Source organism: Sinorhizobium sp. BG8 (assembly GCF_016864555.1).
Lineage (GTDB): Bacteria > Pseudomonadota > Alphaproteobacteria > Rhizobiales > Rhizobiaceae > BG8.
Window position 1 is genome coordinate 528,300 of the sequence record NZ_CP044011.1, and the last position, 15,743, is coordinate 544,042.

Here is a 15,743-nt window from a genome sequence, read left to right on the forward strand (position 1 = left end):
CGCCTTTGCCGACCGGATAGGAAGCGCTATGCGGATCGTCGCCCTCGACACGACAGCGGAAAAGGCATCGCTGCGGTGCGGTCTCGGCGTCGCCGAGGTTCGGGCAATATGCCCGGAGGTCGATGTGGTGCCGGCCGACGCCGCCGCCGACCGGGCTCTCCTCGAATCCCTTGCCGACTGGTGCGGCCGCTACACGCCGCTCGTGGCCCTCGACCGCACCGACGGACTGCTGCTCGACATTTCCGGCTGCACTCATCTTTTCGGCGGAGAACGCGCGCTTCTCGACGATGTCCTCATGCGCCTCTTCCATCTGGGCATCGAGGCGCGCGGGGCTATTTCCTCGACCGCCGGACTTTCCTGGGCCGTCTCTCGCTATCGCGAGGGGACCGGGGCAGTCATCGCCGAAGAGGAAGGCACCCGTATCCTTGCGAGGATGCCCATGGCCTCGCTCAGGCTGGGCGAGGATATCGTTGCCTCCCTGAGCCGGGTCGGCCTCAAGCGCGTCGGCGATATCATCGCAGCCCCCCGCGCGCCGATAACCCGTCGTTTCGGACCGGAACCTCTATTGCGACTGGACCAGGCGCTGGGACACGCTGGAGAAGCCTTGTCGCCGCGTCTGCCCGTTCCCGAAATCTCCTCGGAGCGCCGGCTTGCGGAACCCGTCACCGGCGAAGACGACATTCTCTCACTGGTGCTGCGACTTGCCGATATCGTGAAGACGAACCTCGAGGAGAAGGGGAGCGGGGGACGGCTCTTCGAACTCGCCCTGTTCCGCGTCGATGGCCGGGTCTTCCGCATCGAGGCCGGCACGTCCGCGCCCTACGGGATCCGCAGCGGATCGGGGCCCTGTTCCGGGAGCGGATGGCACGGGCCCAGGATGAACTCGACGCCGGCTTCGGCTTCGAGATCGTCCGGCTCTCGGTTTTGCGAAAGGAGAAGTTCGAGACCGTACAGGCGGACATGGCAGGGAGCGGGACGGTGGAACATCCTCTGTCGGCGTTCGTCGATCGGGTGACGGCCCGGTTCGGCACAGGGAGCCTGCGCATGCCGGCCTTTGCGGAAAGTCATCTTCCGGAACGGGCAGTCTCGCTGGAGCCTTTCGAGAATACCGGGCACATGCAGCGGCAGGGAAAGGCAGCCGCCGTGGCGCCCGTGGCACGCTTGCTTCCCGCAGCGCGTCCGCTGCGGCTGCTGAGCCACCCCGAGCCCGTGGAAGCGACGGCCGAAGTTCCCGAAGGAGCTCCGATGAGCTTCCGCTGGCGCCGGGCGCTCCACCGCACAGTTCGAGCGGAGGGGCCGGAACGCATTGCCGCGGAATGGTGGATCCATGGAGAGGCGGCACCAACCCGCGACTATTTCCGTGTCGAGGATGACGCCGGTCGCCGGTACTGGCTGTTTCGCGAGGGATTTTATGAACAGGGGGCCGACAAGCCGCGCTGGTTCCTGCACGGGGTGTTCGCATGAGTGCACCCCCGCCCTTCTTCGAGCTTGGAGCCCGCACGAACTTCTCCTTCCTGGAAGGTGCCTCGTCCGCCGAGGAGATGGTCGCCGCCGCCGCCGCGATCGGGCTTTCCGGAATCGGGATCGCCGACCGCAACACGGTTGCGGGCGTCGTGCGGGCGCATGCGAAGGCGAAAGCGGAGAATTACCCATTTCGTGCCGGCGCACGCCTCGTCTTTGCCGACGGGACCCCTGACATTCTTGCCTATCCGCAGAATCGCGAGGGTTGGGCCCATCTGTGCCGTCTTCTGAGTGCCGGGAACCTGCGGTCGGTCAAGGGAGACTGCACGCTCCATGAGGATGACCTTCTCGAATGGAGCGGTGCGCTGATGCTGGCCGTCCTGCCCGACCGCAGGAGTGACAGCCGGATGGAAACCCTGCCGGCTTTTCTCGACCGCCTGCGCCAGCACGTCGGAGACCGGGCCTATCTCGGGCTCGCCCGCCACTATGACGGTTTTGACGACGTGTTTCTTGAAACTCTTGCTTCTGTTGCCCGCGGGCTGCGGATCCCGCTTCTTGCCACGAGCGATGCGCTCTATCACGACGGCACCCGCCGTCCGCTGGCGGATGTGGTGACCGCGATCCGGGAACACGCAACCGTCACCTCCGCGGGCTTCCGCCTCGGCGCCAATTCGGAACGGCACCTGAAGGACCCGGCGGAAATCGCGCGGATGTTCCGCTCCTATCCACAGGCCATCGCCAATTCCCGGGAATTCTTCGACAGGCTCGGTTTTTCTCTCGAGGAGCTTCAGTACCAGTATCCCGATGAAAGCATGCCCGGCGAGACGCCGCAGCAGACCCTCCGGCGCCTGACATTGGAGGGAGCGAAATGGCGCTACCCCGAAGGGACGCCACAGAAGGTGGCGGATCAGATCGAATACGAACTGTCACTGATCAGCCGGAAACGATACGAGCCCTATTTCCTGACCGTCCGGCACATCATGGAATTCGCGCGCAGCGAAAAGATCCTGTGTCAGGGTCGCGGATCGGCGGCCAATTCCACGGTCTGCTTCTGTCTCGGCATCACGGAGGTCGATCCGGCAACGACCACCTTGCTCTTCGATCGCTTCATCTCCATCGACCGGGACGAGCCGCCCGATATCGACGTGGACTTCGAACACGAGAAGCGCGAGACGGTGATCCAGTACATCTACAGGCGCTACGGGCACCAGCATGCCGGGCTGGCGGCGGCGGTGACGAGCTACCGTGCCCGCTCGGCCGGGCGGGAGGTGTCGAAAGCCTTCGGCCTCTCGGAGGATGTGCAGTCCGCGCTCTCGGGAGCGGTCTGGGGCTGGTCGACATCGAGCCTCACCGAGCGCGAGGCAAGTGCTGCCGGCCTCGACATGACGAACCCCACCACCAGGCGCGTCCTCGAATACTCCGCCATGCTCATGGGATTCCCGCGGCACCTGACCCAGCATGTCGGCGGCTTCATCATCACGCGCGACCGGCTGGACGAAGTGGTCCCCATCATGAACACGGCCATGAAGGACCGCTACATGGTGGAGTGGGACAAGGACGACCTCGATACGCTCAAGATTCTGAAGATCGATGTGCTCGCACTTGGAATGCTCACCTGCCTCGCCAAGGCGTTCTCGCTTCTGGAGGAGCACTACAACGTTCCGAAGAACCTTGCAGCGCTCTACAGGGAGCAGGAAAATGCAGTCTACGACATGATCTGCCGCGCCGATACGATCGGCGTCTTCCAGATAGAGAGCCGGGCTCAGATGAGCATGCTGCCCCGGCTGAGACCGCAAAAATTCTATGACCTCGTGATAGAGGTGGCGATCGTTCGACCCGGCCCGATCCAGGGCAACATGGTCCATCCTTACCTGAAGCGCCGGCAGGAAATGGCGCGGAACAAGAAGGTGGACTATCCGAGCCCCGAACTGGAGGACGTTCTCAAGCGAACCCTCGGCGTTCCGCTCTTCCAGGAGCAGGCGATGCAGATCGCGATCACCGCGGCAGGCTTCACGCCGAGCGAGGCGGACCAGCTGCGCCGGGCAATGGCGACCTTTCGCCGGACGGGAACGATCGGTTCCTTCCGCCAGAAGATGATCGACGGAATGGTCGCGAAGAAATACCCGCGGGAGTTCGCTGAACGCTGCTTCAGCCAGATCGAGGGATTCGGCGAGTACGGTTTCCCGGAAAGCCACGCGGCCTCCTTCGCGCTCCTCGTCTACGCCTCGTCCTGGTTCAAGACCTACTATCCCGACGTCTTCTGTGCGGCGATCCTCAATTCGCAGCCCATGGGCTTCTATGCACCCGCGCAACTGGTTCGCGATGCGCGCGAGCACGGCGTGCGGGTTCTGCCCGTGGACGTCAATCATTCCTCTGCCGACTGCACCCTCGAGGCGGGCGCGCACGACAAGGCATCCATGGAACCGCGACATCGCGACATGCGGGATGTCATCCGGACCGAAAGGTCGGTTCGTCTCGGCTTCAGGCTCGTCAAGGGCCTTGCGGCGGCCGAGGTGGAGAAGCTCGTCGCCAACCGCGGCACGGGCTATCGTTCCGTCCGCGATCTCTGGCTGCGTTCCGGTCTGGCGCGCGCCTCGGTCGAGCGCCTGGCCGATGCGGATGCCTTCCGCTCCATGGGCCTCGATCGTCGCAAGGCCCTTTGGGCGGCCAAGGCACTGGATGAGGGGCGTTCGGCCGAAACCCTTCCGCTTTTCGCAGAGGCCGGCGATGCGGGCATCCTGCAGAAGGAACCGGACGTCCACCTTCCGCCGATGCTGCCCGGCGAGCAGGTGGTCCACGACTATCGATACCTGTCCCTCTCGCTGAAGGCCCATCCGGTTTCCTTCCTGCGTGAAAAGTTCAGCATGCTGGGCATTGCCGCCCACAGGACGCTCGAAACGGCGCCGGTCGGACGCAGGATTTCGGTTGCCGGACTGGTTCTGGTGCGCCAGCGGCCGGGATCGGCGAAAGGCGTCATCTTCATGACCATCGAGGACGAGACCGGCGTCGCCAACATCATTGTCTGGCCAAAGGCTTTCGAGGCTTTCCGGCCGATCGTCATGGGCGCGCGCCTGGTCAAGGTGACGGGCAGGCTTCAACGCGAGCAGGGCGTGATCCACATCGTCGCAGACCGCCTCGAGGATATGACGGCGCTTCTGGCGACGCTCCAGGCCGGCAAGGACGACCTCATCGCACTCGCTCATGGCGACGAGGTACGCCGCCCGGTACAGGAGATGCGCCACAAGGTCGTTCCGCCGCGCGCTACAGGAGATGCGGCTCAAGGTCGTGCCAGCGTGCTGCATCTGCCGGACAGGACTCAGGACCTCGCCAGGGAGGCCGCCAGGGTCATGCCGAAAGGTCGGAATTTTCATTGATCGTCCCGCGGTCCCGGTATCGCGGCTCGCCCTCATCCGGGTGAACCGCCTGGACCGGGCCACCGAACGGCGGACGCGGAAAGATCGCAGTCGGGCCGTCTTTGCGACGGTTTCGACGCGCCCGCAGGACAAACCCGCGTCGCCGCCGGGCGTGGAGATGCGTTTCTGGCTGTTTCGGTCCATCCGATGTCGCTAATCGGATCGACACAAAAATTTCACCCGCGTAGCTTTCGACAACTCAGGACGCCCTTGCAAAGCGACTGCCCCCCTGAAATACCGGCTTGCCGAAAAGGCATGGCTCAGAAGACGACGAGCGCGCGGCCGCACCATCCGGCAGGATGGACAGGCCGCCCAAAGCGAGAGTGGAACCGATGAAGAACTACGTGCTGACTGTTTCCTGCAAATCGACCCGCGGCATCGTCGCCGCCATCACCGGCTACCTCGCGGAACAGGGTTGCTATATCTCCGACAGCTCGCAGTTCGACGACCTGGAAACCGGCCTGTTCTTCATGCGGCTGACCTTCATCAGCCAGGAGGGTGTCAGCCAGGAAGAGCTCAATCGCGGCTTCGAGACCGTCGCCAAGCCCTTCGGCATGACCTGGGAGATCCACGACAGCGAGAAGCGGATGAAGGTTCTGCTGATGGTGTCGCGGTTCGGGCATTGCCTGAACGACCTTCTGTATCGCTGGAAGATCGGGGCGCTGCCGATCGACATCGTCGGTGTCGTCTCCAACCACTTCGATTATCAGAAGGTGGTGGTCAACCACGACATCCCGTTCCACCACGTCAAGGTGACGAAGGACAACAAGCCGCAGGCCGAGGCGCGGCTGATGGAGATCGTCGAGCAGACCGAGGCCGATCTCATCGTGCTTGCCCGCTACATGCAGGTGCTGTCGGATGCGGTGTGCAAGAAGATGTCCGGCCGCATCATCAACATCCACCACTCGTTCCTGCCGTCGTTCAAGGGGGCCAACCCCTACAAGCAGGCCTATGAGCGCGGAGTGAAGCTGATCGGCGCGACGGCGCACTACGTCACCGAGGATCTCGACGAGGGTCCGATCATCGAGCAGGACACCGCCCGCATCACCCATGCGCAGAGCCCGGAGGACTACGTCTCGATCGGCCGCGACGTCGAGAGCCAGGTGCTGGCGCGGGCGGTGCATGCGCATATCCACCACCGCGTCTTCATGAACGGCCACCGCACCATCGTGTTCCCGGCAAGCCCCGGCTCCTACGCTTCCGAGCGCATGGGCTGAGACAGAGACCGGCGGAACAGAAAACGGCCGGCGAGGGAAACCTCGCCGGCCGATTGCGTTCCGTCATCGGGACGACGATCAGAGCCCGAAGGCGTCCTTGAACTGATACCACCAGGAGCCGACGGTCGAATACTGGGCCCGGAACATGCGCCCTCCGGGGAAGGGAATCCACGGGAGCTTCTCGAACTGGTCGAACCGGCTTGCGTCGCCGTGGATGGTTTCGCTGAGGATCCGGCCGAACAGATGCGAACCCGTTACACCGTGACCGCTATAGCCGTGGGCGAAATAGGTGTTCTTTCCGATGCGCCCCATCTGCGGCACGCGTGAGAAGGACAGCGCGAAATTGCCGCTCCACGCATAGTCGATCTTCACACCCTTCATCGACGGGAAGACTTTTTCCATATTGGGCCGGAGCTTCGCCCGCACATCGGCCGGATCGGTTCCGCCATAGACGGTCCCGCCGCCGAAGATCAGGCGATTGTCGGCCGAAAGCCGGAAGTAGTCGAGGATGTAGCGCACGTCCTCTACGCACATGTCGCTCGGGATAAGCGATCGCGCACGCTCCTCGCCCAGCGGTTCGGTCGCCATCATCTGCGTGGAGACCGGCATGACTCGAGACACCAGCTTCGGCACGACATGGCCGAGGTAGGCATTGCCGCAGAGCACCGCGATTTTCGCCATCACGCGGCCGCGAGCAGTGTGGATCACCGGACGCTCGGCGTCGTGCTCGACCCTCGTCACCGGCGATTGCTCGTAGATCACGCCTCCAAGCGTTTCGAACGCCTTCGCCTCGCCGAGCACGAGGTTCAGCGGATGCATGTGGCCGCCGGTCGTGTCGAGCATACCGCCGACATAGGCGTCCGTGTTCACCAGCTTGCGTATCGCTTCCTTGTCGAGAAGCTGGTGATCGTCCATGCCGTAGCTCTTCCACAAGGCCTTCTTGTGCTCGAGTTCCTTCATGTGCGCAGGCGTATAGGCAGCATAGATGTTGCCCTGCTTCATGTCGCATTCGATGCCGTACTGGCTGACGATGCGGCGGATGATCTTGCCGCCCTCCTGCACCAGCCCGCCGACGAAGGCGCCGGCAGCATCGCCGTAGCGGCGACGGATCGTATCGAGGCTGGCATTCAGCCCGTTGACGATCTGGCCGCCGTTTCGTCCGGAAGCACCCCAGCCGACGCCCGCGCCCTCGACGACGACCACCTTGTAGCCGAGTTCTGCGAGGTGGATTGCGGTCGAAAGACCCGAATAGCCGGCACCGAGCACAGCCACATCCGCGCTGACATCGCCTTCCAGCACCTTCGGCACGCGGATGATGTTGCGCGAGGCCGCATAGTAGCTGTCAGGATAGGAACCGTCACCGGCATACGAGGCATAGGATTTGAAGGTTGCGTTCATCAGACGATTTCCAGATAGGCGCTGAATTCAAAGTCGGTGACCTGCTCGGCAAAGCCCGCGAGCTCCTGCCGCTTGCAGGCAATCAGCATCGATCGAAGGTCGGGATCGAAGATTTCCGAGACGATGGAGCCGTTTTCGAAGGCGGTGACGGCCGAGCCCCACTCGCTCGGGATCCGCGGAAGCTTGGCCTGGTAGGCCCGCCCGGAGACCGGAGGCTCCGGTTCCCACTTGTTTCGGATACCGACGAGGGCCGCGCCCAGGATCGCCGCCATGACGAGGTATGGATTGGCGTCGGCGCCCGCAACGCGATGCTCGATGCGCCGTGCCGAACTCTTGCCGCCCGGGATGCGGATGGCCGCGGTCCGATTCTCGTAACCCCAGGAAATGGAGGTCGGAGCGTGCGTGTCGGGTCTCAGGCGGCGGTAGGAATTGAAGTGGGGAGCAAAGAGCAGCGTCGATTCGGCCATTCCCCGCAACAATCCCGCCACCGCATGCCGCATGATGTCGGAGCCTTCGGCGGTGCCATCATCGAAGATGTTCTTGCCCGCCTCGTCGGTCACGCTGAAATGCATGTGCATCCCGCTTCCCGACCGCATGCCGTAGGGCTTGGCCATGAACGTCGCCGCGAAACCATGCTTGCGGGCAATCCCCTTGATGATGCGCTTGAAGAAGAGAGCGTCATCGGCCGCCTTCAGGGGGTCGTCGGTATGCATCAGGTTGATTTCGAACTGGCCGATGCCGTTCTCCGCAACGGCCGAATCCGCCGGCACGTTCTGGCGTGCGCATTCCGCGTAGACGTCCGAGAAGAACTCGCCGAAATCATCGAGCTCGTCGATTGAAAGAATTGCGTCCGAATCGAGCCGCTTGCCGGTATAGGGAGAGATCGGCGGCTCCGCATGATCGGGTTCCGCGTCGATCAGATAGAACTCCATTTCGGATGCCACGACCGGACGAAGGCCGAGTTCGTGATATTGCCGCACGATATTGGCAAGCGCCTGCCGCGGATCGGCGAGGAATGGCTCGCCAGTCTCCTTGAATAGCCAGAGCGGTACGACGGCACTTGGCTTCAGTGTCCAGCTGACCGGGAGCGCGCCCCGCCCCGTCGGACTGCAGATGCCATCCATGTCTCCGCTTGCGAAAACATGCGAACTCCCGACGATGTCCTCGCCCCAGACGTCCACCCCGACGATGGACAACGGCATGCGGATGCCACCCTCAAGAACTTTCTTGGCCTGGGCAACAGGAACGCGCTTACCGCGCAGGATGCCGTTGAGATCGCAGACGACCGCCTGGATGCTTTCCACCGACTCAGCGTTTGCCAGCCAGTCATTCCCCTCGACTTCAGACATTGATTTTTCCATATCACATAATTATCTTTGTGATCACATTTTTCATTTATGCATGCTTTCTTGTTGCCGGTCAAGGTGTTAAAACCGCGTCGACATCGGGTCAGCCGAACCCGGCAGTCCGACGGTCAGGAGGGATGATTGGGGAAATTGGTATTGGAGCCGCTCGAGCGGCCGCAGGGCATGACCACCCATGAGTATGCACATCGCCGCCTGCGTCAGGCGATCATGGTCGGTTCGATCCGCCCGGGAGAGGCCCTGACGATACGGGGCATTGCGGAAGCCATGGAAAGCAGTCCCACTCCTGTCCGGGAGGCGCTTCGGCGTTTGAGTTCCGAAGGCGCCCTGCAGGTCCTCGACAATCGCAGGATCATGGTGCCACGTATGACGGCAGACCGGTTCAGCGAATTGATCGCGCTTCGATCCGTGCTGGAGCAACACGCCGCCCGGCGCGCCGTAGCGCATGTCACCGAGCGCAACATCGATCGTCTCGTGGAGATCGACCGGGCACAGGACGAAGCGATCGCCCGCAAGGACAACGCCACCGCACTCCTCCTCAACCAGGAGTTCCATCGTACGCTTTATACCGCCAATCCGGACCAGATCCTGATGCCGATGGTGGAGAGCATATGGTTGCAGCTCGGCCCCTTTCTCGGGATCGCCATGGAGCATGTCGCGCAGCTCTACTTCGTAGACCGTCACCAGGAAGCGATCGCAGCGCTCCGCAAGCGCGACGAGGAGGCGACCGCTGCTGCGATCGACGCGGATATTCGCGAAGGCATTGGTGGCTTCGAGCGCAAGGCGATCGAAAATCTCCTTCGCCTTGCTGGCCAATGACGCGGCCCGTTGGTAGGCGACCCCCTAAGCGGTCCAGGCGTACATCGACGGTGGCATCAGAAGGACCCTCTGGTGCCGCCGCGGCCTCGGCGCTTGCTTCCCGCTTGCACGCTGTGCATTGATTGGTCAGGGGCAGCACGAATGCGGAGCACGGGATGAAGACGGATGTGGTCGTACTGGGCGCGGGCGTCGTCGGGATTTCGACGGCGATACATCTGGCGCGGCGCGGCAAATCGGTGGTGCTTGTCGATCGACGGGGACCGGCGGAAGAAACCTCCTATGGCAATGCCGGGCTTATCCAGCGCGAAGGAGTCTTCCCCTATGGCTTCCCGCATGACTTCGGAGCGCTTTTTCGCTACGCGCTGAACAATACGATCGATGCCTATTACCATCTCTCGGCGCTGCCGGGGCTTGCCCCCTTCCTTGCGCGCTACTGGTGGCATTCCGGCTTCACGCAGCACCAGAAGATCGCCCACCTCTACGCCCCGTTGATCGAGCATTCGATCAGCGAGCATGCAGACCTGATCGCCGCATCGGGGGCCGAGGAACTCATCCGCAAGGACGGATGGATGAAGGTCTTCCGGTCGGAGAAGGCGCGTGACGCAGCCTATGCGGAGGCCGAAAAGCTTTCGGCCAATTTCGGCGTGAACCACCAGAAGCTCACCACCTCGGAAATCAGAGAAAGCGAGCCTCACATACAAGCGGACCTTGCCGGCGGCCTTCGCTGGACGGACCCCTGGTCGATCCGTGATCCGCAAAGCCTGCTGAAGACCTACCTCGCCTATTTCAAATCGCTCGGTGGTTCGCTCGTGTCCGGTGATGCGGCAACCATCGAACACGTTCTCGAAGGCGAAGGCTGGCGCATCGCAACGCCGGACGGGCCGCTGGAATCGCGCGAGGTCGTCGTCGCGCTGGGCCCGTGGGCGGACACGGTCACGCGAAAGCTCGGTTATCACTTCCCGCTCGCGGTCAAGCGCGGCTACCACATGCACTACGGCGCCCAGGACGGCGCCCATCTTAACAACTGGGTGCTGGATGCCGAGCGCGGGTATTTCCTGGCGCCGATGCTGCGCGGAATCCGCCTGACGACCGGTGCCGAGTTCGCCAAGCGTGATGCCCGCAAGACACCCGTGCAGCTTCGCCGCGCGGAAAAAGTTGCACGGGAATTCTTCCCGCTCGCCGAGCGGCGGGACGACGAACCCTGGATGGGTGCTCGCCCCTGCACGCCCGACATGATGCCGATCATCGGCAAGGCACCGCGACACGCAGGGCTCTGGTTCGCCTTCGGGCACGCCCACCACGGCATGACGCTGGGTCCCGTCACAGGACGCGCGCTTGCCGAAAGGATGCTCGGCGAAAAGACCGTCATCGACCTGGCCCCCTACCGGCCCGAGCGGTTCCTTGCATAGCTGAACGCGCCTTCCGCGGGGCCACCCCTGCGCCCAGTCACGTTCAGCGGCTGATGCGCGTCGACAGGATGATCGAAGACAGGGTGCGCTCGACCCCGTCGATCTGACCGATCCGGTCGATCAGGTGATCAAGCTCGGCAATTGACGTCGCCGCGACGACGGCGATCAGGTCGAACGTCCCGCTGACAGAATGGAGCATCTTCACTTCAGGAATGGCGTGGAGTTCCGTTGTGATCCGCGCAAGCGTCTTCGACGCAAGGGTGATCAAGACATGCGCCTTCACCATTCCGCTCTCGTAGTCGTCCGACAATCGCACGACGTAGCCGGTAATGATGCCATCGCGTTCCAGGCGTTCGATCTTTGCCTGCACGGTTGTTCGCGAAAGACCGAGCTTGCGGGCAATCGACGCCGTCTGCTCGCGGGCGTTTTCGCTGAGGATCGCGAGTAGCGCCCGGTCCTTCGCACTCAACGTCGTAATGCTCATGGCGATCGTCATTCTGCCGATAAAGATAATGCATTATGACAGATTTGAAGCTGTGATTCGACAGAAAACGTCGGCATGATTCCCTTGAAATCCAAGCTTTCGGGGGAATTTGCATGAAAGATATCGTCGTCGTCGGGGCAGGCAAGATCGGCTCGACCATCGCGCGGCTGCTCGCGCACAGCGGAGATTACCGCGTGACGATCGCGGACCGCTCGGCCGCACAGCTCGACCAGATCGAATCGCACAAGGCAGTTTCGACTGTCGTCATTGACATTGCCGATCAGGCCGCTCTGGAAGCCCTGCTCAAGGGCAAGTTCGCCGTTCTGAGCGCCGCCCCGTTCCATCTCACCGTGGTCATAGCGCAAGCGGCAGCCGCCGCCGGCGTGCACTATCTCGATCTTACCGAGGATGTGGAATCGACCCGTCAGGTCAAGCAGATTGCCGAGAATGCGCAAACCGCGTTCATTCCGCAGTGCGGCCTTGCTCCCGGCTTCATCTCGATCGTCGCCAATGATCTCGCCAAGCATTTCGACACGCTGGAAAGCGTGCGCATGCGCGTCGGCGCCCTGCCGCAGTACCCATCCAATGCGCTCAACTACAACCTGACCTGGAGCACGGACGGCGTCATCAATGAGTACATAGAGCCCTGCGAGGCGATCGTCGAAGGCGCGCTGATCGAGGTTCCGGCCCTGGAAGAGCGTGAGGAGTTTTCGCTCGACGGCGTCACTTACGAAGCGTTCAACACCTCGGGCGGACTCGGCACGCTGTGCGACACGCTCGAAGGCAAGCTGCGGACTCTGAACTACAAGACGATCCGCTACCCCGGTCACGCCGCCATCATGAAGGCGTTGCTGAACGATCTGGGGCTCCGTCATCGCAGGGAGGTCCTGAAGGACATCCTCGAGAATGCGCTACCGACGACCACGCAGGACGTCGTGATCATCTTCGTGACCGTCAGCGGCCGTAAGGACGGCCGCCTGGTGCAGGAGACCTATGCCAACAAGGTCTACAGCGCCGTCATCGCCGGTCGCATGCACAGCGCAATCCAGATTACGACCGCCGGTTCGATCTGCGCCGTGCTCGACATGCTGTCCGACGGCAGCCTTCGCGCAAGCGGGTTCGTCAAGCAGGAAGAGATTGGCCTCGAGGCCTTCCTCGCCAATCGCTTCGGCCACTACTACGCCGAGGAGCAGCGCGGCAGCCGCATCGCAAGCTGAACCAACATCCCTTTGCAGCGCTCCGGCCGCAGGTCGGGGCGCTTCCGCGTGACAACCCGCGGGGAAGAGAGACGCCCGCCAAGGGTGCGAACAATAAAAATGGGGCCCCGCATGGAGGCCCCTTTTCTTTGTCCGCCGTATGTTGGTGTCCGTCAGGTCAGACGGGAGCAAGCATCGGCGATGCGCTCTAGCGCTTCCTCGAGTTCGGCCTTCGACGTGGCATAGGAAATACGGAAGAAAGGCGACAGGCCGAACGCCGAGCCAGGCACGACGGCAACGTAGGCCGTCTCCAGAAGATACGTCGTAAAGTCGGCGTCGGTTGCGATCACCAATCCGGCCGGTGTCTTCTTCCCTATCAGTCCGGCACAGGATGCGAAGGTGTAGAACGCGCCTTCCGGAACCCGGCACTCGATACCTTCGATGGCATTGAGAGCGGACACGACGAGGTCGCGGCGATCTTGGAAGCTCCTCCTTCGCTCGTCGAGAACATGTTGGGGGCCGTTGAGTGCCTCGACCGCGGCCGCCTGGCTGACGGAAGACGGGCATGACGTTGCCTGACTCTGGACGACTGCCATCGCCTTGATCAGCGCCTTGGGGCCGCCGGCGTAACCGATGCGCCAGCCGGTCATCGCATAAGCCTTCGAGACGCCGTTGATGGTCAGCGCGCGGTCCTTGAGCCTCGGTTCGATCCCGACCGGTGTTACAAACCGGAAGCCGTCATAGACGATGTGCTCGTACATGTCGTCCACCATCAGCCAGACATGCGGATGGCGCAGCAACACATCGAGAAGCGGCCGGTAGTCAGCCTCGCTATAGGCCGCACCCGAAGGGTTCGATGGTGAGTTCAGCAGCAACCAGCGCGTCTTTGGCCCTATCGCCCGCTCCAGTTGTTCCGCCTGCAGCCGAAAGCCCGCTTCAGCATCGCATGGGACGAGGACGGGCACTCCGCCGCAGATCTCGACGATGTCGGAGTAGGACGTCCAGTAGGGGGTGGGGATGATCACCTCGTCGCCCGGGTCGATGCTTGCCATGAAGGCATTGAAGAGGATCTGCTTGGCGCCGGTCGCGACGGTGATCTCGTCCAGAGCATAGTCGACGCCATTCTCGCGATGGAACTTGGCGGCGATCGCCTTCTTCAGCTCCGGCGTGCCGTCGAGTGCGGTGTACTTGGTCTCGCCGCGATCGATTGCAGCCTTGGCCACCTGCTTGACGTTGTCGGGTGTGTCGAAATCGGGCTCGCCGGCCCCGAGAATGATGACGGGGAGCCCTTCGCGCTTCATCGCGCTGGCCTTCGCTCCGATGGCCAGGATCTTGGATACGCCGATGGCGGCGATCCGCGAGGCGGGCCGAAAGCCCGCCTCCTCAACCTTGCTGACGATGGTCATGGCCGATCACTCGATGTCGAAGGAGACGCCCTGGGCGAGCGGCAGTGCCTTCGAGTAGTTGACGGTGTTTGTCGAGCGACGCATGTAGGCTTTCCAGGCGTCCGAGCCGGACTCACGGCCGCCTCCGGTCTCCTTCTCGCCGCCGAACGCTCCGCCAATTTCAGCACCGGAGGTGCCGATGTTGACGTTGGCAATACCGCAGTCGGAGCCGTCAGCGGAAAGGAAGCGCTCGGCCTCCTGCATGTTGAGCGTGAAGATCGACGATGACAGGCCGGCCGCGACCGCATTGTGGTCGTCGAGCGCCTTGTCGAAGTCGGAATACTTCATGACGTAGAGGATCGGAGCGAAGGTCTCGTCGAGAACCGGGCCGCCCTGCTTGGGCATTTCCACGATCGCCGGCTTGACGTAGTAGGCGGTTTCCCTGCCTGCTTCGACCACGCGGTTGCCGCCGACGACCTTGCCGCCTTCGGCCTTGGCCGCTTCCAGAGCCTTCTGCATGTTGTCGAAAGCCTGCTTGTCGACCAGCGGACCGACGAGAGCGGAGGTTTCCAAGGGATTGCCGACCGAAACGCTCTCATAGGCCTTCCGCAGGCGCGGAACGAGCTGGTCATAGACACTCTCGTGCACGAACAGACGACGAAGCGTGGTGCAGCGCTGTCCGGCGGTGCCCATGGCACCGAAGGCAATCGCCCGCAACGCCATGTCGAGATCGGCCGACGGGCAGACGATACCGGCATTGTTGCCGCCGAGCTCGAGGATCGAGCGGGCGAAACGCTTGGCGAGCCGCGGACCGACTTCCTTACCCATGCGGGTGGAGCCGGTGGCCGAAACGAGCGCGACCTTCGGGTTGTCGACGAGGGCCTCGCCGATCGCGCGATCGCCGATAAGCACCTGAGAAAGATTCTTCGGCGCATCACCGAAGCGGGCGAGGGCACGCTCGAGGATCGCCTGAGAGGCGAGCGCGGTGAGCGGGGTCTTCTCCGAAGGCTTCCATACAATCGGGTTGCCGCAGACGAGTGCAAGTGCCGCATTCCACGACCAGACGGCGACCGGGAAGTTGAAGGCCGAGATGATGCCGACGACGCCGAGCGGGTGCCACGTCTCCATCATGCGGTGGCCGGGACGTTCGGTGGCGATCGTCAGGCCGTAGAGCTGGCGGGACAGACCAACCGCAAAATCGCAGATGTCGATCATTTCCTGAACTTCGCCGAGGCCCTCGGAGGTGATCTTGCCAGCCTCGATCGAGACGAGACGGCCGAGATCGGCCTTGGAGGCACGCAGTTCCTCGCCCAGCAGGCGGACGAGTTCGCCGCGCTTCGGCGCGGGCACCAGGCGCCAGGCCTTGAAAGCCTCATGGGCGGCGTCGATCGCCTTTCCGGCGTCAGCGGCCGAATGCGTCTTCAGCCTGGCGATCTCCTCGCCACTTACAGGGCTGAACGAGGCCATGTCGCCGTTCTGCCAGGCTGCTGCCGGGACGCCGAGCTTGTCGAGAAGCTTTGCGGTTTCCTGTTTCACATCGACGTTGGTCATCGTCTCATTCTCCATTGTGACTGTGTTTCGCAGGCGGCGCAAATTC

General features: G+C 63.0%; 10 protein-coding genes and 1 pseudogene. 6 read left to right on the plus strand and 5 right to left on the minus strand.

Annotation, left to right across the window (positions count from 1 at the left end; genetic code table 11):
• The first annotated feature begins 28 nt into the window (after positions 1-28).
• The 3 genes and pseudogenes from F3Y30_RS02450 (at position 29) to purU (ending at position 6,091) form a co-directional block, all read left to right on the plus strand.
• Positions 29-1,464 (plus strand): annotated as a pseudogene (locus F3Y30_RS02450) (DNA polymerase Y family protein).
• Entirely contained in the window at positions 1,461-4,835 is a 3,375-nt protein-coding gene (locus F3Y30_RS02455; protein WP_203424994.1) for an error-prone DNA polymerase, read from the plus strand. The pseudogene F3Y30_RS02450 and the gene F3Y30_RS02455 overlap by 4 nt, the downstream one beginning before the upstream one ends.
• Before the next feature lie 371 nt (positions 4,836-5,206).
• Positions 5,207-6,091 (plus strand): formyltetrahydrofolate deformylase, encoded by an 885-nt coding sequence (purU, locus tag F3Y30_RS02460; protein ID WP_203424995.1) that lies wholly within the window; start codon positions 5,207-5,209, stop codon positions 6,089-6,091.
• A 78-nt stretch (positions 6,092-6,169) separates the two neighbouring features.
• Here purU and F3Y30_RS02465 read toward each other — a convergent pair whose 3' ends face one another.
• On the minus strand, positions 6,170-7,489 hold the full coding sequence (locus F3Y30_RS02465) for an FAD-binding oxidoreductase (RefSeq protein WP_203424996.1): 1,320 nt from the start codon (positions 7,487-7,489) through the stop codon (positions 6,170-6,172).
• Complete coding sequence (locus F3Y30_RS02470) at positions 7,489-8,850, minus strand: glutamine synthetase family protein (protein WP_203424997.1); 1,362 nt, start codon at positions 8,848-8,850, stop codon at positions 7,489-7,491. Before F3Y30_RS02470 ends, F3Y30_RS02465 begins: the two co-directional genes overlap by 1 nt.
• A gap of 126 nt (positions 8,851-8,976) precedes the next feature.
• On the opposite strand from F3Y30_RS02470, the gene F3Y30_RS02475 reads away from it, so the two are divergent.
• Positions 8,977-9,672, plus strand: a complete 696-nt coding sequence (locus F3Y30_RS02475) for a GntR family transcriptional regulator (RefSeq protein ID WP_203424998.1) — start codon at positions 8,977-8,979, stop codon at positions 9,670-9,672.
• A 155-nt stretch (positions 9,673-9,827) separates the two neighbouring features.
• The gene (locus tag F3Y30_RS02480) at positions 9,828-11,081 is read left to right on the plus strand and encodes an FAD-binding oxidoreductase (protein WP_203424999.1); all 1,254 of its coding nucleotides are present in this window, start codon (positions 9,828-9,830) and stop codon (positions 11,079-11,081) included.
• Positions 11,082-11,124: 43 nt separating this feature from the next.
• Here the strand turns inward: F3Y30_RS02480 and F3Y30_RS02485 are convergent, their stop codons facing one another.
• Complete coding sequence (locus tag F3Y30_RS02485; protein ID WP_203425000.1) at positions 11,125-11,565, minus strand: Lrp/AsnC family transcriptional regulator; 441 nt, start codon at positions 11,563-11,565, stop codon at positions 11,125-11,127.
• A gap of 107 nt (positions 11,566-11,672) precedes the next feature.
• Between F3Y30_RS02485 and F3Y30_RS02490 the strand changes: the two genes are divergently transcribed.
• Positions 11,673-12,782 (plus strand): saccharopine dehydrogenase family protein, encoded by a 1,110-nt coding sequence (locus F3Y30_RS02490; RefSeq protein WP_281435454.1) that lies wholly within the window; start codon positions 11,673-11,675, stop codon positions 12,780-12,782.
• Between the two features lie 152 nt (positions 12,783-12,934).
• On the opposite strand, the gene F3Y30_RS02495 is transcribed toward F3Y30_RS02490, so the two are convergent.
• Both F3Y30_RS02495 and F3Y30_RS02500 read right to left on the minus strand, forming a co-directional pair.
• Positions 12,935-14,167 (minus strand): pyridoxal phosphate-dependent aminotransferase, encoded by a 1,233-nt coding sequence (locus F3Y30_RS02495; RefSeq protein ID WP_203425002.1) that lies wholly within the window; start codon positions 14,165-14,167, stop codon positions 12,935-12,937.
• A 6-nt stretch (positions 14,168-14,173) separates the two neighbouring features.
• Positions 14,174-15,712 carry an aldehyde dehydrogenase family protein gene (locus F3Y30_RS02500; RefSeq protein ID WP_203425003.1) on the minus strand — a complete coding sequence of 513 codons (1,539 nt, stop codon included), beginning with the start codon at positions 15,710-15,712 and terminating at the stop codon, positions 14,174-14,176.
• Positions 15,713-15,743 lie beyond the last annotated feature (31 nt).